The following is an 18,111-nucleotide window of genomic DNA, read 5'->3' on the forward strand; positions in this document are numbered from 1 at the left end:
GTATGAGTGCGTTATGAGGGTGCGCGCCCTGCCATACAATAATTTCCATTTTGTATGTTCCGATAAAAGTCTTTATATATCTTGTAGTTAGTAGAAAACAGCAATCTCTTATAGCAAAGCAACCCGCACCAATACCTGTAAAAAATGACAGCCGTCACATCTTCCAAATCTGGTTAATCATCCATACGAATCCCCCACCACAAGGAAGTGTGAAATGCGTAAAAACAGCTTGTCCATCATCATGTTGCTGTCCGCCCTCCCATTGTTCACCCTGCCCTCACAGGCCGCAGACAAGGTCGTACCGAAGCAGGCCACCACGGTTGCCGCCAAGCAGGAGAGCGGCAAAGTGGATATCAATACGGCAACTCTTGCCGAGCTCACCAACCTCAAGGGGATTGGTGACAAAAAGGCACAAGCCATCGTCGACTATCGCGAAAAACAGGGGAAATTTACCTCTGTCGATCAACTGGTTGATGTTAACGGCATCGGTCCAGCCACGCTGGAAGCCAACCGTGACATGATCATCGTCAAATAACGTCCGAGCACTGCATATGCAAATGGGGCAGCCTGTGGCTGCCCCATTTTTCTTCGGGTATCATGGGCCCACTTTGTATCTCTGGATATCTCTCCATGAAAAAGACACCTCTCGTTGTTCGCAAGGCCGTGCTCCCGGTAGCCGGTCTGGGTACCCGCATGCTTCCCGCCACCAAGGCCATTCCGAAAGAGATGCTGCCGGTGGTCGACAAACCCCTGATCCAGTACGTAGTGCGCGAAGCCATCGCCGCCGGTATCAAAGAGATCGTGCTGGTCACCCACTCAAGTAAGAACTCCATCGAAAACCACTTCGACAAGAGTTTCGAACTGGAAGCGACCCTCGAGAAGCGGGTCAAGCGTCAACTGCTGGAAGAGGTGCAGCAGATCTGCCCGAAAGACGTCACCATCATGCACGTCCGCCAGGGTGAGGCCAAAGGTCTGGGCCACGCAGTGCTCTGCGCCCGCCCGCTGATCGGTGATAACCCGTTTGCCGTGCTGCTGCCGGATGTACTGATCGACGACGTTGCCAGCGACTTGAAAAATGACAACCTGGCCGAAATGGTGCACATGTTTGAAGAAGACCAGATCAGCCAGATCATGGTGGAAGCAGTCCCCGAGAGCGAAGTGGACAAATATGGCATCGCCGACATCAAGGGTGAAGCGCTGACCGAAGGGATGTCCCTGCCGATGCAGGCTATCGTCGAGAAACCGCCGCGCGATGAAGCGCCCTCCAATCTGGCGGTAGTTGGCCGTTATGTGCTCTCTTCCAATATCTGGCCGCTGCTGGAAAAAACCCCTGCCGGCGCCGGTGACGAGATCCAGCTGACCGATGCCATCGCCATGTTGATGGAGCAGGAGCAGGTCAATGCCTACTTCATGAAGGGCAAGAGCCACGACTGCGGCAGCAAAATCGGTTATATGAAAGCGAATGTGGAGTATGCCGTGCGTCACCGCGAGCTGAATGGCGAATTCATCGGCTGGCTGAAGCAGTTCGTCAAGCAGTTGTAATAGCTGAAAATTCCGTTTTTCATAGTGGTATTAAAGGAGCATCATTTGATGCTCCTTTTTCATTTTTGCAACAAAAAATCAATCAAGAATAAATAAATCCTCAGCAAATCATAATGTTGTAATTTATTCACACATGCTCTATAAGGATTGAGGCGTGTTTCTCGCCCTTGCATAAAAAACTCAAAAAAATATAAGACACAGGTGGAAGTTCCAATGAATAACCCGTCAAAAGGGACCTTTTTAGGTCACCCTAAAGGGCTTTTTTTGCTCTTTAGTACCGAACTCTGGGAGAGATTCTCCTATTACGGCATGCGTGCCGTACTGGTGCTCTATCTGACCGACCTGACTGCCAATGGCGGTCTGGGCTGGAGTCAGGCAGACGCCCTCAAACTCTACGGTATCTATACCGGTCTGGTTTACATCACTCCGCTGATCGGTGGCTGGCTGGCTGACACCTTCTTGGGTCAACGCCGCGCCATCCTGTTCGGGGCCGTACTGATGGCCGCGGGCCAATTCACTCTGGCTCTGCCCCACGCAATGTTCCCGGATATGGTAAACAGCGTCTTCTACACCGGTCTGGCTCTGCTGATCGTGGGTAACGGTCTGTTCAAGCCGAACATCTCCACCATGGTGGGCGACCTCTATGCAGAGGGTGACCACCGTCGTGACGGTGCCTTCACCATCTTCTACATGGGTATCAACCTGGGCTCCCTGCTGGCAGGCGTGATCTGTGGTGCTGCCGCGACCGCCTACGGCTGGCAAGCTGCCTTCGTCGGTGCCGGTATCGGTATGCTGCTCTCTCTGGTGATCCAGGCGACTCTGGCCCAGCGTTTCCTCGGTGACATCGGCCGTGTGACTGCCGCCCAGCGTGCAGCTGCTCTGCGTACTACCGAGCAGAAAGCGCCGCTGACCAAGCAGGAAGTGGATCGCATCAAGGTCATTCTGGTGCTGGGTCTGTTCACCATCATCTTCTGGGCTGGTTTCGAACAGGCCGGTGGTCTGATGAACCTCTATACCCAGGAGTACACTGACCGCATGATCGGCTCTTTTGAAGTGCCGACTGCCTGGTTCCAGTCTCTGAACCCCTTCTTCATCATCACTCTGGCGCCGGTCGTTGCGGCCATCTGGATCAAGCTCGGCAAGAAAGAGCCGAACTCTCCGGTGAAATTTGCCATGGGTCTGCTGTTCCTGGCCGTTGGTTTCCTGTTCATGGTTGGTGCCGTGCTGCAGCAAGGTGGTGACAACACCGTCAAGACCTCCATGTTCTGGCTGGTTGGCGCTTACCTGTTCCACACCCTGGGCGAGCTCTGCCTCTCCCCGATCGGCCTCTCCATGGTGACCAAACTGGCTCCGCTGCGTCTGGCCTCCCTGATGATGGGTGCCTGGTTCGGTTTCGTGGCTCTGGCCAACTACGCAGCGGGCTTTATCGGCTCCTTCGTGGGTGAAGCCGGCCCGATCGCCATCTTCGGCGGTATCGCTCTGGCTGCAGTGATCAGTGCCGTGATCCTGCTGACCATGGCCAACCGTCTGGTCTACTGGATGCATGGTGCCGAAGGCCCTGCCAAATCCACTGACCATCAGGATGAAAAACTGCAGTCCGCTACCGCATAAGCGAGTTGACCAAGCAGACATAAGAGAGGGCGCCCATGGGCGCCCTCTCTTTTTATCTGACAGATATTCAACTGTGGCACCATGCCCGTCAGTGGTAACGAACCTGAACATGAAGAGCGCTGCCGCTATCGCTACAAAACTGCAGGTCAAAGGGCTCGTGCCAGCTGCGTTTATGCAGGGCATAGTGGCTGCTGCGCATCAAGCCAAGGGGCAAACCACCCGAGCGCATCAGCCAGTGGGGAGAGGTGAGCCCGGCATTGGCAAACACCAGCCCATCCTCCTGATCAAAAAGCAGGGCCGCCATGGCAAAAGAGCTGCGCAGCCCCGACTCCATCAACTGATGATTGAGGTAGTCGAGCAGCCGGTGTGGCTGACTTAACAGCTGACTCTCTTTGCGCTGGAACTGGCGATAAGGAACATTCATCAACGAGCGCACAAGCGCCCCGCAGAAGGCGGCATCCGTCCCCATGATGGGCAACTCCATCACCAATACCAGTAACTTGTCCCCCACCTTGAAGGTGTCGGGAATAAAGAGCTGGCCCAGCCCCTTGAACGTAATCTGCCAGGGGCCCCACTCCTGCAATCCCGGCGGTTTCAGTCCGGCCAGCAAACGGCTGGCGGCCCGATCGTGGGCACTGAAGTACTCCATATGCTCCATCAGCTCCAGCTGCTGACTGCGTGTCCCTTGGCTCTTGAGGCACTGCTCTATGCTGCGCTCGACCAGCGCGTAATCTTCCAGCGGCTTGAGCAGGTAATCACGTGCACCGGCGCGCAGGGCACCAGCCACTGCCTCCATCGTGCTCTGGGCCGAGATGACGATAACCGGGATATCGGGGTAGCGAGCAGAGAGGCAGGCGATCACTTCGTGACCATCCATATTGGGCATGTTGAGATCGCAGAGCACCACATCGGGATGGTAGAGAGCAGCAGCCGACAGACCCTCAATCCCGTCTTCGGCCTGAAATACCGTTGCCCCGTCCCGTGCGAGGTAACTCACTAGCGAGTGGCGAAAAACGGCTTCGTCCTCCACCACCAGGATCCGTAGCCCGGCTCTTAACATCTTGATAAAGCTCTTATTAGTCAATTGGTTATTTAGGTATTAAGACTAGTTCAAAAGTGAGGTATCCGCGGAAACGATGCGTCAAAAATAGACCTTGGTCAGGTTCTGAGCGACAGATTGCTCTATTAACAACCACATAGCAGCACAACCTCTCCTCACAATGTCGCTACCTCCATGCGAATTGTGCAAGCCCCTGCCATAGGGGATAATGGCCACCACACAAGCGCATAAAGAAGACCATGACTCCAGCCGAATACAGTGCCCTCTCCCACCCCAGATTGTCCCATCCGGCCCGCAGTCTCTATACCCTGCAGCTGCGCAGACTGGTGCTGGAAAATCAGTTGGCCCGGCTCAACTATCCCGAGCTGGGTCGCGCACTGGCGGTGGTCGACCCGGGCGATCCCTGCGGCTTCTCGTTTCAGGTCAATGCCCGCCAGCTCACCGAGCTGTTCGATGAACTGATGGAGGCGGGCCTGCTGCAGGTCGAGGCTCAGCCAGAGAGTGAGCACTACCATCAGTGCCCTTTTCAGTTGCCACTGCTGACCCAGAAATTGCGCAGCCCGCTGCCAGAGCGACCCTTCCAGATGCATCTGCAATGGCGCCCGGACGAAGAGCTGCCCGCCCTCGCCCGTCTGTGCGGGGTGATCGATGCCAGCTATAGCGAAGAGGAACTGGGAGAATTTATCGCCTACTGGCTGGGGCGCCCCGAGGTATTCGACTCCCAGCATCAATGGATGCTCAAGTTTATTCGCGCCCTCAAGACCCGCCGCTATACCCGTCGCAAGCCGATGGAGGTGCAGGGCTATCAGCAGGTGACTCCGGCCCCGGCAGAGTCGGGCCCCAGCAAACGGGCCCAACAGATGATTGAAGAGGCAAAGCGGCTGGCAGAGAGCCAGCAGATGCCTGCCCAGACACCGGATAATGATTGATACCAGCTGCCTGCTGCAGGCAGAATCAGACCCCTGTCCCATCCCTGATCAAGCAGAAGGAGCACTCCATGACTGACCCGCAAGATCCCCTGCGCCAGGAGCTGGAAGAGATCGAAGCCAAGCGCCAGAAGATCGCCAAGGCCAAGCAGGACCACCGTGTTCACGACCCGGAATTGAGCCGCCATGTGGGTGGCCTGCTGGAGCGCATTCGTCGCCTGCAGCAAGAGACCGGCGGCGGCCAGTATGACTACGAGACCCTGCGCAAGGAGTATGATGCCAAGGCCAACGCCGAGGTGCGCGAGCTGCAGAAGGCGGCCCGTCAGGAGCGGATCCAGAAGCTGATCGCTCAGGCCGACCTCAACCCCGACTGGGTGTTCGCCAAGATGGATGCCACAGATCCGGCGCTGCAATATCCCATCGAAACCGCCCGTTACTTTATCAGCGGCTTCGAGCACTGGGAGAAGAGCGGTGGCGGCTGCATGCTCATCTACGGCGACTACGGCACCGGCAAATCGACCCTGGCAGGCGCAGTAGCACACGAGCTGATCGCCCTTCACCAGAAATCGGTGATCTTCCAGCAGTGGGCCTCCATCGTCGATCGGCTGTTCTTCAACGTGATCCCCGATCAGGACGAGCGCAACCAGTACCGCCGCGCGCTGGAAGAGGTGGATCTGCTGATCATCGACGAGGTATCGGCCAACCGCGCCAAGATGGCGGAGAGCCAGTCCAGCTTCCTCGGCCACCTGCTGCGCCGTCGTCGCAACCTGTCAAAAAGCGTCATCATCATCACCAACCACACGCCCCAGAGCCTTCATCAGGCGATCGGTGATTTCAGCTATGAAGCGATCAAGGCATTCAATCCGGTTGATATTCACCTGAGCGGCCCCAGCCGTCGCCCCAACATCGGCAACTACAACGGCTAATGCCCCTCATCGGGTGCGAGTCGCTGGCGGCTCGCACTCTCTCCTTCTTGTTAACTCACAAATAGAAACAACTCTCATTTACAGCGAGTAAACAAGCCACTAGGCTAGCCCCTTTTGCCAAGGGAGCTCAGCTATGCCAACCACACTGATTTTCGGAGCCAGCCGCGGGCTGGGCCGCGCCTTTACTCATCACGCCCTCAGCGAGGGTCACCGGGTCGTTGCGTTGGTGCGCAGCCCCGAGATGGCCGCAGAACTGGGCGAGCTGGGAGTAAACGTCATCGAAGGGGATGCGCTGGATCCGGCTGCAGTGCAGCAGGCGTGTGCCCGGGCGGGGCAAGATGCCCAGGTCGTCTCTACCCTCGGCAGCTTCCGTCAGGCCGCGCCGGTGGACTATCAAGGCAACCGTCATGTGATCGATGCCATGGAGCAGGCTGGCCTCAAGCGGCTGCTGCTGGTCACCTCTCTCGGCTGTGGCGACAGCTGGCAATATTTGCCGGAGCGGGCCCGCGCCGCCTTCGGCCACGAGGTGCGCCTCAAGAGTCTGGCGGAGAGCTGGCTGCAGACCAGCGCCCTCGCGTGGACCATTCTGCGCCCGGCAGGCCTGCAGGATGGCGAAGCCACCGGCCGCGCCGAGCTGAGTCAGGGCAAAGAGGTACACGGACTGGTACGCCGCGCCGATGTGGCCACCCAAGGGCTGCGTCTGCTGGCGGATGAGACGGCGGTGGGGCAGATCTACGCCATTAGCGATCCCGCGTTGGCTCGCCCCTGAGCCAGCCGCCATCGACCTATAGAAAAACGGTCAGCCTCAGGGCTGACCGTTTTACATTTGTATCCGTTTAACTGGCAGGCGTTTCCACCTCATCAACTGCCGGTTGCGGCGATTGACGCCAGCGCAACAACAGGCAGGCCAGTACGCCGTAGAGCAGCGCCAGACCCCATAGCTGCCACCAGTAGCGGGCAACCTGGGCGAAGTCGGCCCCCATCTGGTTGAGGCGCAGAAAACCCTCGATGGCCGGGATAGTGGGCACCCACTGAGCGAGCCAGTTGAGGGGTGCCGGGATCAGCTCCAGCGGCCAGATAAAGCCCGCCAGAAAGACCAACGGCAGGGAGGAGATAAGCACCACCTGAGTGGGCAGATCCCGCCGGGTAAAGATGGCGCCCAGCACAATACCGAACCAGCAGGTCGCCAGCAGGAACGGCAGGGCGAACAGCCAAAGCTGCACCGGATCTGCATGGCGAGCGATATTGTAGTGATCGAAGCAGAAGCCGAGGAAGTAGCTCACCGGCAGCAGGAACAGCCCCGCCAGCACCAGGGTTCTGGCCAGCAGCAGCGGCAGTACCGGCGCGCTTTGCCAGTAACCATGCTCGCCGCGGCAGCTGCGCTGGTTCTGGGTCGCCCCCAGGATCCCCGCCCCCATCAGCAGCACCTGATGCAGGATCAACACGAACACCGCAGGCACCACGTAGTTGACGTAGCCCATGGTGGGGTTGAACACCGGCACCACGTTGAGGGCCACCGCATTCCAGCCCATGGCCGCTTGCGGCAGCGCCTCGCCCTGGCTCAGCAGCCTCGCCACCTTCACCTGCGCGGCGAGAGTCCCACCGGCCTGTGCCAACCCCTCGGCAATGGTACCGTAGACCAGAAAGTAGGAGGCATCACCGGCATAGCTCAGGGTGACGCTCTTGCCCAGCATCAAATCCCGATAGAAGTGGTTGGGGATGTGCAGGATCCCGCTCGCCTTCCCGGCCATCATCAGCTGCCGCGCTTCATCCAGCGAATTGGCCCGCGCTACCAGCTTCACCTGTGGCGTGGCATCGGCCATAAACTCCAGCTGGCGCGACAGCTGACTGCCATCTTCGTTGACCACCACCACCGCCTCTTCCCGCGGCAGTTGATGCAGATAGGGTTGGGGGTAGAGGAAGGAGTAGAAGAACACCCCACCAAACAGGGTGAGCATGATAGCGCGATCCGCCAGCAGGGTGCGCAACTCGAGGCGCAACAGATCGACAAATCCCAGCATCACTCGGGCTCCTTCTCGGCGACGGCCACAACGGCTGATTGACGGGCCAGCTCGGCCTGCTTCTTGTAACGGCGTACCACCAGCAGCAAGGGGAGCAGGAACAGCAGCAGCGCCCCCAGTTGCGGCAGCGCCGAGGCGAGGGGCAGACCGTAGTTGCTCTGACCAATCTGCAACTCGACATAGTGAGAGACCGGCAACAGGCTGCGCCAGAAGCGGGCGAAATCCCCCATGGCACTCACCGGAAAGGTGACCCCCATAAAGGCGAAACCGGGCGCAGTGTAAGCCCCCGCCAGCGACAGAGCGCGCGCCGGATCCCGGATGATGCCGTAAAAGAAGGCCCCCATGGTGACGCAGGCGGCCGAAGCCAGCCCCAGCCCCACCAGCAATACCAGCCAGCTGCCGTGCATGGGGTATGAGAAGCCCTTGAACAGCAGCAGCGTCCAGACAATCCCCCAGCCCCAGCCAATCAGCACGTGGGGCAGCAGGGTGCGCCAGAGACCAAACCAGACACCGCGAGTGGTCCAGTCCAGCCCCAGCCGATCGGTACGGGCCAGCGCATTGAGGCCGAACAGCACCACCAGGATCTGCCACACCGCGGGCAGAATGGCGCTCAGCAGAAATTGGGCATAGCTGGAGTTGAGGTTGTAGAGCGCAGTGACCTGACTGCTGATAGGCACCGACTGCCCGAGCGCGCCGGGCAGCGCCTTGCCATCGGCCATCGCCTCCAGCACGCCCACCTGACCGTTGAGGGTGCCGACCACCTGCGCCAGCGCCGAGTTGACCAGCTTGGCGATCAGGATGAACTGGCCGTTGTTGAACACAGTCACCTGCGGCTGGGTGCCCTGACGGGCATCCCGCTCCAGATGGTTGGGGATCACCACCAGCGCATAGATGTCGCCACCGCGCAGGGCGTGGGCACCGGCATCGATGGAGTCAAACTGTTGCGCCACCTTGAGCCCGGCCGAGCCATCCAGCGAGAAGGCGAGCTGGCGCGACAGCATGCTGTGGTCGAGATCCACCAGCCCCACCTTGAGGTCGCGGGCCAGCCCTGCCGAGAAGATCCAGCAGAGGATCCCCATCAGCAGCAGCGGCACCCAGCTCATCAGGGCACGACTGAACGGATCCTGCCACAGCAGCCGAAATTCACGTCCCATCAGAGTTCAACCAGCACACTCATGCCAACCCGCAGCCCCTCAACCGGTTGCAGCGGGCGAGCCTCCGCCTGGAAGCTCTTCATGTCGAAGCCCTGACGGGTATCGGTGGCACGCCAGGTGGCGAAATCCCCCATCACGGCCACATGGGTCACCTTGAAGCGCACCATCTGATCGCCAAGGCCCGGGATGCGGGCATCGAACTCGGTACCGACCGGGAAGCGGGGCAGCAGATCCTCGCGAACGTGGAACTGGGCCCAGGCATCGCTCATGTCGAGCAGGGTCACCACCGGGAAGCCTTGCGGCGCCAACTCGCCACTGCGCAGCAGCACCTGGCTTACCTCGCCGGAGTGGGGGCTGACGATACGGGTATCGGCCAGATAGGCCTCAACCTCGGCCACCGAACCGGCCGCCATCTTGGCCTTCTCGCGAGCGGCGATCTTGGTCTCTTCCCGCGCCCCTTCCAGCGCCATCTGGTACTGCTGCCACGCCATCCCTTCGCTGTAGCGAGCGGCTTGCCAGGCAGTCCAGGCTTCATCACGCTTTTGCAGCGGCATCACGCCGTCGCGGTGCAGGCTGGCAACCCGCTCATAGGTCTTGCCGCGCAGGGCTGCGGCGGCCTTGGCTTTCTGCCACTGATCCTTGGCCGCAGCGATCTGCTGGGCTCGGGCTCCTTTCTCCGCCTCTTGCGCCAGCGCACCCGCAGCCGCTTCACCCGCCTTGGCCTGGCTCAGCTTGGCTTCAATCTCGGGGCTCGCCAGAGTAAAGACCAGCTGATCCTTGGTCAGCTGATCGCCCTTTTTCACCAGCACCTCGTCGATACGGCCCGGCACCTTGGAGGAGACCGAATACTGCTGCGCTTCAATTTGCCCTTGCAGATGCACCGGCTCGGGCTGATAGGCGAGCCAGAAGCGCCAGCCGAGCCAGACCACCAGGATCACCAGCACCAGCGGCAACAACAGCGGTTTACCCTGGCTCATCTTCTTTTTGATGGGGGGATGGCTCATCACTTCACCTCGACAAACGGGCGACCCTTGGCGGTCGAAACAGAGATAGAAAAAGGAACGGACTGGAGCGCGATCATGAGTTCACCTCGATCACCTGACCGTGCTGATATTGATTGAAACTGTTCATCTGGCCGGACAGGGCCAGCAGGCGGGCCAGCGACACCACATATTGATAAGCAGCCGCCGCGCGCTGGGTCTTGACCCCCGCCAGCTGGTTTTGGGCATCCACCACATCGAGTGACGTAGAGAGCCCCTGCCCGAAGGCCTTGTCCCGCAACAGCACGTTCTCCTCGGCCAGCGCTTGGGTAGAAGAGAGTGATTGATACTCCTCCAGCCCCTGCGCCGCTTCACGCCAGGTCTTCTCCACCAGCAGCTTCAGATCCTCGCGGGTCTTGGCCTGCAGCAGATTGACCTGCAGCTCGGCGCTCTTGGCGGCCTGCACCGTCTCGGAACGGCCATCGCGGCTCACCAGCGGCATGCTGACACCCACCCCCACCAGCCAGTCCGGCGCGGTCTTGGAAGCTATCGAATCATCTTCATAGAGGTTGTAGTTGCCGAACAGGAACACCTCGGGGGCATATTTGCCCTGCTCGACCCGGATCATCCCCTTGGCCTGCTCCTTCTTGGCGCTGAGCAACTTGAGGCCGGGGTGTACTTCCAGGGTCTGCTGTACCAGACCATCGAGGCGCGGCAGTTCCTTGTTGACGAACAGGCCGCTGCCCGGCTGGGCATCTGGCAATTTCAGCATGCGGCCAAGGGCCAGCTCGGCGATCTCGAGACTGCGGCGGGCTTTCTGGGTATCGATGCGGGCTCGGTCATAGGCCGACTGGGCGGAGAGACGCTCCACCCTGGCAATCTGCCCCTGCGCTTCGAGCTTCCTGGCGTGATCCAGATGGCGGGCCAGCCCGTCCTCAATATCCTGCTTGGTCTGTACCACCTGACCTGCCAGCACCACACCGAAATAGGCTTGGGAGAGGCTCTCGAAAGTGGACTGCTCCTTGAGCACCAGCAGTTGCTGTGCTTCGCTCACCTGCGCCTGGCGTATATCCTGCGCCGCATCGATGCGACCGCCGGTAAAGAGCGGCCAGAGCATCTTGACCGAGCTGGTCACGACATTCTGCTTGGTCAGCGGGGTAACAAAGTCGTCATGTGAGAGTTGGGGAAGTGGTACCGGAAATTGGCCCAGTATGCCCTGCAGCGCCTTGATCATCTCCGGATGGTTGGCGATGGGGTTGAGATCCATCATGTCGAGTTCCATCGGCTGATCGAGGTGGGTATAGCTGGCCCCCACATCGACCTTGGGCAGATACATGGATTTGGCAGCCTCACGCAGTTGCTTGGCACGATCGACCCCTGCCTGTTCAGCGGCCAGCCCCTCATCCTGCTGGATGACCCGGGTCCAGGCCTCGCTGAAACTGATGGTCTGTGCCTGCGCCGACCCCAGCACGGCACCCAGCAGACACGGCCAGAGTGATTTAATGAACCTTGACGTCATAGATCCCCAATCCGCATTGTTGCAAAAATGTTTGGAGCTTTTGCTCGCATAAGCCCGCCATCATAACGCAAACGAGGCCGACAAGTGGACAGACAATTATGCAAGGGGGTGGCCCGAATGGTACAGCACTCCCTGACGGTCAATCTGGCCGTTTTTCAATAACTCCAGAATTTGCAAGCCTTGGCGCGACGTTTTTTTCAGAAAAAAATGGCTGACGCTCAAATACTAACCTTTTCTCCTGCCTAAAAAATGCGTAATATACGCCGCCCTAAGCCGATGGTAACCGTGGAATGCAGATAGGTCCCCACACGCTTGAAACTCCCTTGATCGTGGCTCCCATGGCCGGTGTAACTGACCGACCATTCCGTGAACTTTGTTTGCGACTGGGGGCCGGCATGGCCGTTTCCGAGATGCTGCTGGCCAACCCGGATGTCTGGGATACCCAGAAAACCCGGATGAGGATGGATCACTCTGCAGAAGGCGGTTTGCGATCGGTCCAGATTGCCGGTGCCGACCCCGAGATGATGGCGTTTGCTGCCCGCTACAACGTGGAGCAGGGCGCACAGATCGTCGACATCAACATGGGCTGCCCGGCAAAAAAAGTGAATAAGAAGCTGGCAGGTTCAGCCCTGCTGCGATACCCCGATCAGGTCAAAGCAATTTGCCGGGCCGTGGTGGATGCAGTGGAGGTGCCTGTCACCTTGAAGATCCGCACAGGATGGGATCCGGATAACCGCAATGGCGTGGAGATCGCCCGAATCGCCGAAGATTGCGGTATCGCGGCCCTCGCCGTGCATGGTCGTACCCGTGCCTGCCTCTACAAGGGCGAAGCGGAGTACGACACTATCAGGGCGATTAAGCAGGCCGTATCGATTCCTGTTGTCGCCAATGGCGACATCAACAGCCCGGAAAAGGCCCGGTATGTCCTCGACTATACCGGCGTCGACGCCGTGATGATCGGCCGAGCTGCGCAAGGACGACCCTGGATTTTCCGGGAAATCCGTCATTTTCTTGAGACGGGCACCAAGCTGCCGCCTCCCGAGAGGGAAGAGGTTCGCACCCTGATGAACGAGCATGTAACCAACCTGCACCAGTTTTATGGTGCATATCTGGGAGCGCGCATAGCCCGTAAACACGTGGGCTGGTATCTGGATGAAGAAGAGACGGGCCGAGAATTCCGTAAGCACTTCAATGCCCTGGATTGTGCAGATGCACAACTTGAGGCACTCGAAGCGTATTTCGATGGATTAGGTTAACGCATAACTAAAGAGCCGACCGAATATGTTCGAACAAACCCTGACTTCTGATGCATTGGTAACAACTACTCACAATCACGCTGCCGAGCCGACCCAGCGCCCCCTGCGTGACTCTGTGCAACAGGCCCTGCGTAACTACCTGGCCCAGTTGAACGGTCAGGAAGTGATTGATCTGTACGATATGGTTCTTTCCGAAGTCGAAGCGCCGATGCTGGACGTGATCATGCAGTACACCCGCGGCAACCAGACTCGCGCCGCCGTGATGATGGGCATCAACCGTGGTACCCTGCGCAAGAAGCTCAAGCGTTACGGCATGAACTGATTGCTGGCCTGATGCCGCGCAAGCGGAACAGGGCAAAGATGAAAGGCGCCGGGTAGCAATACCCGGCGCCTTTCTTTATGCTCCCCTTCCCACTTCCCCACTACAAGCGCTATGAACCGCACGCCCCTGCTGCTGATGGTACTGGTCACCCTGCTGGCCGCCGCCGGCTGGCTCTTCTCGAAAGAGGCGATCCGCGAACTGCCGCCCGCCGCCTTTATCGGCAGCCGCTTTCTGCTGGCCGCCCTGCTTTTGCTCCCCCTGGCCTGGTTGCGCGAGCCACCGCCGAGCCGAGCCCAGATGGTGCGCGCTGCCGGTTGTGGCACCCTGCTCGGTGCCAGCCTGTTGCTGTGGGTCACCGCCATCAGCCAGAGCGATGCGCTCGGCAGCGGCGCCTTTATCATGAGCGTTGCGACCCTGATGGCCCCACTGGCCGCCTGGGCCGCCTTTCGGGCCAAACCCGGCCGCCACTACTGGCTCACCCTGCCCATCGCTATCGCCGGTTTGCTGCTGCTCTCCAGCAGCACCCACTGGGGCGTGTCGCTCTCGCTGTTCTGGTTTCTGGCGGCTGCCACCACTCTCGGCATCCAGCTTGCCGTCCATCGCCACTTCGCCCAATCCATTGCCCCCACCTGGCTCACCTGCATCCAGCTGGCGATGACCGGCCTGCTCGGCACCCTGCTCTCCCTGCTGACCGAACAGTGGCCCGAGGCTGGAGTCAGCCACGGCATCTGGGGCTGGTTTGCGGCGAGCGTCTTGATCGCCACCACATTGCGCTACTGGCTGCTCACCCATGCACTGAGCAAGATGACTACCGCTCACGCAGCCCTGATGATGCTGCTGGAACCGGTCTGGACGCTGATCCTGAGCACCCTCTTCTATAGCGAACCCCTCGGCGGCGCCAAACTGGCCGGAGCCGGACTGGTGCTCGGCGCCCTGGTGCTCTACCAACTGCCCCTGCTGCTGCGCAGTGCCCGCCTCAAAACGCCCGTCTGATACGCGTCACCGCCCTGCTGGGCGGTGTCACCATTTCCCTCCTGTTTGCGTATCTTGTCCAGCCAATGCTGACGTTCTGTTAACGGCATTTAACCCTTGGTATCCATAGGGTTAAAGGGCATACCCCATGAAAAAATGCCATATGGCCAGCTTGATGAAGGTCACATTCCTCCCCCGCGACCCTCCCTATCATGCCCCCATCATCGGTCTGGACAATCCTGACGATGGCCACACATGGGAATAACAAGAGAAAAGACTATGCAGCAAACCAGCCCCCTCAAGACGGTCACGGTCAGCATATTGGCAACCGCCATGCTGATCTTTGTGGCCCAGTACCTGATAGGTAAACAGGAGATCAAGATCGGCATCGCCATCATCCCGATCCTGCCAATGCTCTTTGCCGTCATCATCGGCATGATTGTCTCCGCCAAACCGGTCAAGGATCGCATCCCCGGCTGGAAGCAGCTCTTCACCGAGAAAGAAGAGGGCTTCTGCGGCAAGATGGTGGGCTTCAGCCTGCTGATCCTGGGTACCCAGTATGCGGGGATGATCATCCCCAACCTGAAGATGATCCTGAGCGTCGGCGTGCCGCTGTTCCTGCAGGAGATTGGCAACCTGCTGCCGATCCTGATCGCCATCCCGCTGGCGGTGAAGTTCGGCTTTGGCCGTCGCGCCATCGGGGCCTGCTCCTCCATCAGCCGTGAGCCGTCCGTTGCGGTCATTCAGGGCAAGTTCGGCACCGGTTCCCAGGAGTACATCGGTGTGCTCGCCATCTACCTGTGCGGCTCCGTCATCGGCACCCTCTGGTTCAGCGTGCTGGGCAGTATCGCCCCGCTCACCGGTCTGCACCCGCTGGCGCTGGCTGCCGGTTCCGGCGTGGGCTCAGGCTCCATGCTGAGTGCCGCCTCCGGTGCCCTGATCAACGGTCTCGACGAAGCGCTGGCCCAGCAGGTGCTGAGTATCGCGGCGGCCTCGAATCTGCTCTCGTCTGCCCTCGGCGCGCTTTCCCTCACCTATCTGGGTCTGCCACTCGCTGAAAAAATCTATGCCCTGACCGCTAAAGGAGAGAAAGCATGAAAAGCATCGTAATGGATATGCGGTTCGTCTTTCTGGCGATCCTGCTGGCCATGTTTACCCAGACCCTGACCACCGGCACCCCGCTCTGGCTGATGGGTGACAGCTTTATCGCCATGTCGCTGGTGGTGTTCGCCTCGCTGATTGCCAAGCGCTACCTGCCCTCCTCCCTGCCGGCGTTTGCCTATGCCACCATCATCGGCATTCTCATCTGCCTGCCGGAGACCCCGGTGCGCGGCCTCTTTATCGATGCCGTTGCCAAGATCTCCTTCCTCTCCTGCTGCGTACCGCTGCTGGCCTTTGCCGGTCTCTCGGTGGGCGGTCAGCTGGAAGAGCTGAAGAAGATGTCCTGGAAAGTGATCCTGATCTTCATGATCGTCTCCACCTGCTGCTTCTTCGGCGCCTCGCTTGTGGCCCAGCTCGGCTTCTCCATGCAAGGGATCATCTGATGAACAACATCCACATTGAACCGGCCCTGCTGGCCCTGCGCGACTTCAGTCAGGAAGTGCGCCATCACCTGCACACCATCCCGGAAGCCTCCGGCGTCGAGTTCAAGACCTCGGCCTACTGCCGCGAGCTGATGGCAAGCTTCGGCTATCGCCTCACCGACTATCCGGGCTTCACCGGTTTTCACGGGGATCTGGTGGTCGACCCGGTACTGCCGACCATCGCCTTCCGTGCCGACATGGATGGCCTCGAGATGCACGACATGAGCGAGGTTGCGTTCAAGTCGAGCCATGAGGGGATGGCTCACAACTGCGGTCACGACTCCCATATGGCGATCGCTCTGACCGCAGCCAAGTTTCTAGCCGCCAACCGCGATCGCCTGCAGTACAACGTCCGCTTTATCTTCCAGATGGCGGAAGAGGATATGCGGGTGCCGGGCGCTGAGAAGATGGTGGAACTGGGCTGCATGAAGGGGGTGGACGAGGTCTATGCCCTCCATAACGACGGCGCCATGGAGACCGGCACCATCAAGTTCAACCACGGTGTCATGTCCTCCTGGGGCTCCGCCTGGACGCTGGATGTGCACGGCATCTCAGCCCACGGCTCCACTCCCCACAAGGGGCTGGATGCCATCCGCGAAGCGGTGCGGATCATCGAGGACATGGACTACATCGTCGCCAAGCGCACCAGTCCGTTCAGCCCGGCGGTGTTTGGCTGCGGCATGATCAACGGCGGCACCATCCCCAACGCCATCGCTGACCATGTGCAGGCGCGCGGCACCATCCGTGCCATGGATGCCGAGACAGACCAGATCCTGAAGAACAGCTTCAAGGAGATCGTGGCCCAGAGCGAACTGCGCGGCTTCAAGACCAAGATGGTCTATGCCGGTTATCCGGCAGTCGAGAACCACGCCGATACCTGCGCCCGTCTGCTGCAAGCCGCCGCCGACGTATTGCCCAGCGAGGGGATCAACCCTCAGGGTCAGCCGATGACCGGCAGCGAAGATTTCAGCTACATGGTCAACGCCTGCCGTGGCCGCAAGGGGGCCATGTTCTTCCTCGGCAGCGGCTGTCAGGCCAAGGGGATCTGCAACTACCTGCATGCGAATCCCTACTATCTGGATGACGACTGCCTGTTAGTGGGAGCCCAGATCTTTATCAATCTGGCCACCCGCGGCGCTTAATCCCGCATCCTGAAAAAGCAGAAGAGAGGCCGCGGCCTCTCTTTTTTTGTCTCTGCGTTTTTTATCCCAGCGCTTTATATCTATCTATGCGCGGCAAGCAACCGAGGTCTATAGCCACGGCAGCTCCGCCATATTGGCGGCGGGCGGCTGGTTGATAAGGTGCAACTGCACCGTCTCCCGGCTGATATGGGGGGCGTAGAGGTGGATAAAGTCATACATGTAGTCGCGCAGATGGGCATGCTTGCGCAGACAGATGTGGGTGGCGCTCGAAGCGATCAGGTGGTCGATGTTGAGGCTCACCAGATCCTCCCTGTCCCCCTCGTCAAAGGCCACGCTGGCGATCACCCCGACCCCCATACCAAGCCGGACGTAGTGCTTGATCACATCAGTATCGGTGGCGGTCAGCACGGTTTTCGGCGAGAGGCCGTGGCGGCTGAAGGCCTTGTCCATCTTGGAGCGGCCGGTAAAGCCGAACACATAGGTGATGAGGGGATAACGGGCCAGATCCGCCATCGACAATGGCTGGCACTCGATCAGCGGATGACCGTGCGACACCACCACGCTGCGGCCCCAGCGATAACAGGGGACGGCGGCCAGCTCGTCGAACAGATACATGGATTCGGTGGCGATCGCCATATCCACATCGCCGCTTTGCACCATCTGGGCCAGTTGGGCAGGCGCCCCCTGATGGAGCTGGATCGCCACATCGGGATAACGACGGCTGAACTCGGTGATCACCGCTGGCAGCTTGTAGCGCGCCTGGGTGTGGGTGGTGGCGATGCGTAATACTCCGCTGGTGGCCAACTGCTCCCCGAGCGAGAGCTGGTTGATCTGCTCCACCTGCGCCACCACCCCCTTGGCCAACTCCATCACTTTTTCGCCCGCGCTGGTCAAGCCGACCAGATTCTTCCCCTTGCGGGTAAAGAGGGCGAGCCCCAGCTCATCTTCCAGCATCTTCATCTGCTTGCTGAGGGTGGGTTGGGAGGTGTAGAGCTTCTCCGCCGTCGCCGAGATGTTGAAGTTGTTCTTCACTATCTCGGTAAAGTTCTTGAGCCGGGCGATGTTCATCTGGGCAAGGGATCTCGCTGCTGCGGCCA

Annotated in this window: 18 protein-coding genes; 12 read left to right on the top strand and 6 right to left on the bottom strand. The window is 59.7% G+C overall.

The genetic code is table 11. The annotated features are described in order from the left end of the window. Positions 1-214: 214 nt before the first annotated feature. The 3 genes from AACS24_RS00260 to AACS24_RS00270 all read left to right on the top strand — a co-directional run bounded on the left by AACS24_RS00260 (position 215) and on the right by AACS24_RS00270 (position 3,153). Complete coding sequence (locus tag AACS24_RS00260) at positions 215-535, top strand: ComEA family DNA-binding protein (protein WP_108572025.1); 321 nt, start codon at positions 215-217, stop codon at positions 533-535. A gap of 95 nt (positions 536-630) precedes the next feature. Further along, the gene (galU, locus tag AACS24_RS00265; RefSeq protein WP_108572026.1) at positions 631-1,542 is read left to right on the top strand and encodes a UTP--glucose-1-phosphate uridylyltransferase GalU; all 912 of its coding nucleotides are present in this window, start codon (positions 631-633) and stop codon (positions 1,540-1,542) included. A 213-nt stretch (positions 1,543-1,755) separates the two neighbouring features. Then, a complete protein-coding gene (locus AACS24_RS00270) occupies positions 1,756-3,153 on the top strand; it encodes a peptide MFS transporter (protein WP_033114925.1) in 1,398 nt (465 codons plus the stop codon). An 88-nt stretch (positions 3,154-3,241) separates the two neighbouring features. Here the strand turns inward: AACS24_RS00270 and AACS24_RS00275 are convergent, their stop codons facing one another. After that, positions 3,242-4,213 (bottom strand): response regulator, encoded by a 972-nt coding sequence (locus AACS24_RS00275; RefSeq protein WP_108572027.1) that lies wholly within the window; start codon positions 4,211-4,213, stop codon positions 3,242-3,244. Between the two features lie 239 nt (positions 4,214-4,452). Here AACS24_RS00275 and AACS24_RS00280 point away from each other — a divergent pair, with 239 nt between their 5' ends. The 3 genes from AACS24_RS00280 to AACS24_RS00290 all read left to right on the top strand — a co-directional run bounded on the left by AACS24_RS00280 (position 4,453) and on the right by AACS24_RS00290 (position 6,834). Further along, positions 4,453-5,142 (top strand): DnaT-like ssDNA-binding domain-containing protein, encoded by a 690-nt coding sequence (locus tag AACS24_RS00280; RefSeq protein ID WP_108572028.1) that lies wholly within the window; start codon positions 4,453-4,455, stop codon positions 5,140-5,142. Positions 5,143-5,210: 68 nt separating this feature from the next. Further along, positions 5,211-6,065: a DnaA ATPase domain-containing protein gene (locus tag AACS24_RS00285; RefSeq protein ID WP_108572029.1), complete on the top strand. Its 855-nt coding sequence runs from the start codon at positions 5,211-5,213 to the stop codon at positions 6,063-6,065. Positions 6,066-6,198: 133 nt separating this feature from the next. Beyond that, positions 6,199-6,834: an NAD(P)-dependent oxidoreductase gene (locus AACS24_RS00290; RefSeq protein WP_108572030.1), complete on the top strand. Its 636-nt coding sequence runs from the start codon at positions 6,199-6,201 to the stop codon at positions 6,832-6,834. A gap of 67 nt (positions 6,835-6,901) precedes the next feature. Here the strand turns inward: AACS24_RS00290 and AACS24_RS00295 are convergent, their stop codons facing one another. The 4 genes from AACS24_RS00295 to AACS24_RS00310 all read right to left on the bottom strand — a co-directional run bounded on the left by AACS24_RS00295 (position 6,902) and on the right by AACS24_RS00310 (position 11,739). Beyond that, positions 6,902-8,086 (bottom strand): ABC transporter permease, encoded by a 1,185-nt coding sequence (locus AACS24_RS00295; protein WP_108572031.1) that lies wholly within the window; start codon positions 8,084-8,086, stop codon positions 6,902-6,904. Then, entirely contained in the window at positions 8,086-9,240 is a 1,155-nt protein-coding gene (locus AACS24_RS00300; RefSeq protein ID WP_108572032.1) for an ABC transporter permease, read from the bottom strand. Before AACS24_RS00300 ends, AACS24_RS00295 begins: the two co-directional genes overlap by 1 nt. Beyond that, entirely contained in the window at positions 9,240-10,244 is a 1,005-nt protein-coding gene (locus AACS24_RS00305) for an HlyD family secretion protein (protein ID WP_108572033.1), read from the bottom strand. Before AACS24_RS00305 ends, AACS24_RS00300 begins: the two co-directional genes overlap by 1 nt. A gap of 73 nt (positions 10,245-10,317) precedes the next feature. Further along, entirely contained in the window at positions 10,318-11,739 is a 1,422-nt protein-coding gene (locus AACS24_RS00310; RefSeq protein ID WP_181364273.1) for a TolC family protein, read from the bottom strand. Between the two features lie 290 nt (positions 11,740-12,029). On the opposite strand from AACS24_RS00310, the gene dusB reads away from it, so the two are divergent. The 6 genes from dusB to AACS24_RS00340 all read left to right on the top strand — a co-directional run bounded on the left by dusB (position 12,030) and on the right by AACS24_RS00340 (position 17,014). Next, a complete protein-coding gene (gene dusB, locus AACS24_RS00315) occupies positions 12,030-12,995 on the top strand; it encodes a tRNA dihydrouridine synthase DusB (RefSeq protein WP_033114933.1) in 966 nt (321 codons plus the stop codon). 25 nt (positions 12,996-13,020) lie between these two features. After that, positions 13,021-13,317, top strand: coding sequence for a DNA-binding transcriptional regulator Fis (fis, locus tag AACS24_RS00320; RefSeq protein WP_005309538.1), 297 nt, complete (start codon positions 13,021-13,023; stop codon positions 13,315-13,317). 111 nt (positions 13,318-13,428) lie between these two features. Continuing rightward, on the top strand, positions 13,429-14,310 hold the full coding sequence (locus tag AACS24_RS00325; protein WP_108572035.1) for a DMT family transporter: 882 nt from the start codon (positions 13,429-13,431) through the stop codon (positions 14,308-14,310). Positions 14,311-14,568: 258 nt separating this feature from the next. After that, positions 14,569-15,387 (top strand): DUF3100 domain-containing protein, encoded by an 819-nt coding sequence (locus AACS24_RS00330; RefSeq protein WP_005339140.1) that lies wholly within the window; start codon positions 14,569-14,571, stop codon positions 15,385-15,387. Further along, entirely contained in the window at positions 15,384-15,833 is a 450-nt protein-coding gene (locus tag AACS24_RS00335) for a hypothetical protein (RefSeq protein WP_042059844.1), read from the top strand. Before AACS24_RS00330 ends, AACS24_RS00335 begins: the two co-directional genes overlap by 4 nt. Beyond that, entirely contained in the window at positions 15,833-17,014 is a 1,182-nt protein-coding gene (locus AACS24_RS00340; protein ID WP_108572036.1) for a M20 metallopeptidase family protein, read from the top strand. The genes AACS24_RS00335 and AACS24_RS00340 overlap by 1 nt, the downstream gene beginning before the upstream one ends. Positions 17,015-17,122: 108 nt before the next feature. Here AACS24_RS00340 and AACS24_RS00345 read toward each other — a convergent pair whose 3' ends face one another. After that, the gene (locus AACS24_RS00345) at positions 17,123-18,082 is read right to left on the bottom strand and encodes a LysR substrate-binding domain-containing protein (protein ID WP_108572037.1); all 960 of its coding nucleotides are present in this window, start codon (positions 18,080-18,082) and stop codon (positions 17,123-17,125) included. Between the last annotated feature and the right edge of the window lie 29 nt (positions 18,083-18,111).

The organism is Aeromonas sp. HMWF016 (genome assembly GCF_963878195.1).
GTDB lineage: Bacteria > Pseudomonadota > Gammaproteobacteria > Enterobacterales > Aeromonadaceae > Aeromonas > Aeromonas lacus.

Coding starts and splice junctions, on each gene's coding strand:
- AACS24_RS00295 (WP_108572031.1), bottom strand. CDS start 8,086: ATGCTGGGATTTGTCGATCTGTTGCGCCTCGAGTTGCGCACCCTGCTG.
- galU (WP_108572026.1), top strand. CDS start 631: ATGAAAAAGACACCTCTCGTTGTTCGCAAGGCCGTGCTCCCGGTAGCC.
- AACS24_RS00340 (WP_108572036.1), top strand. CDS start 15,833: ATGAACAACATCCACATTGAACCGGCCCTGCTGGCCCTGCGCGACTTC.
- AACS24_RS00290 (WP_108572030.1), top strand. CDS start 6,199: ATGCCAACCACACTGATTTTCGGAGCCAGCCGCGGGCTGGGCCGCGCC.
- AACS24_RS00335 (WP_042059844.1), top strand. CDS start 15,384: ATGAAAAGCATCGTAATGGATATGCGGTTCGTCTTTCTGGCGATCCTG.
- AACS24_RS00305 (WP_108572033.1), bottom strand. CDS start 10,244: ATGAGCCATCCCCCCATCAAAAAGAAGATGAGCCAGGGTAAACCGCTG.
- AACS24_RS00275 (WP_108572027.1), bottom strand. CDS start 4,213: ATGTTAAGAGCCGGGCTACGGATCCTGGTGGTGGAGGACGAAGCCGTT.
- AACS24_RS00260 (WP_108572025.1), top strand. CDS start 215: ATGCGTAAAAACAGCTTGTCCATCATCATGTTGCTGTCCGCCCTCCCA.
- AACS24_RS00325 (WP_108572035.1), top strand. CDS start 13,429: ATGAACCGCACGCCCCTGCTGCTGATGGTACTGGTCACCCTGCTGGCC.
- AACS24_RS00310 (WP_181364273.1), bottom strand. CDS start 11,739: ATGACGTCAAGGTTCATTAAATCACTCTGGCCGTGTCTGCTGGGTGCC.
- AACS24_RS00330 (WP_005339140.1), top strand. CDS start 14,569: ATGCAGCAAACCAGCCCCCTCAAGACGGTCACGGTCAGCATATTGGCA.
- AACS24_RS00280 (WP_108572028.1), top strand. CDS start 4,453: ATGACTCCAGCCGAATACAGTGCCCTCTCCCACCCCAGATTGTCCCAT.
- AACS24_RS00345 (WP_108572037.1), bottom strand. CDS start 18,082: ATGAACATCGCCCGGCTCAAGAACTTTACCGAGATAGTGAAGAACAAC.
- AACS24_RS00270 (WP_033114925.1), top strand. CDS start 1,756: ATGAATAACCCGTCAAAAGGGACCTTTTTAGGTCACCCTAAAGGGCTT.
- AACS24_RS00285 (WP_108572029.1), top strand. CDS start 5,211: ATGACTGACCCGCAAGATCCCCTGCGCCAGGAGCTGGAAGAGATCGAA.
- AACS24_RS00300 (WP_108572032.1), bottom strand. CDS start 9,240: ATGGGACGTGAATTTCGGCTGCTGTGGCAGGATCCGTTCAGTCGTGCC.
- dusB (WP_033114933.1), top strand. CDS start 12,030: ATGCAGATAGGTCCCCACACGCTTGAAACTCCCTTGATCGTGGCTCCC.
- fis (WP_005309538.1), top strand. CDS start 13,021: ATGTTCGAACAAACCCTGACTTCTGATGCATTGGTAACAACTACTCAC.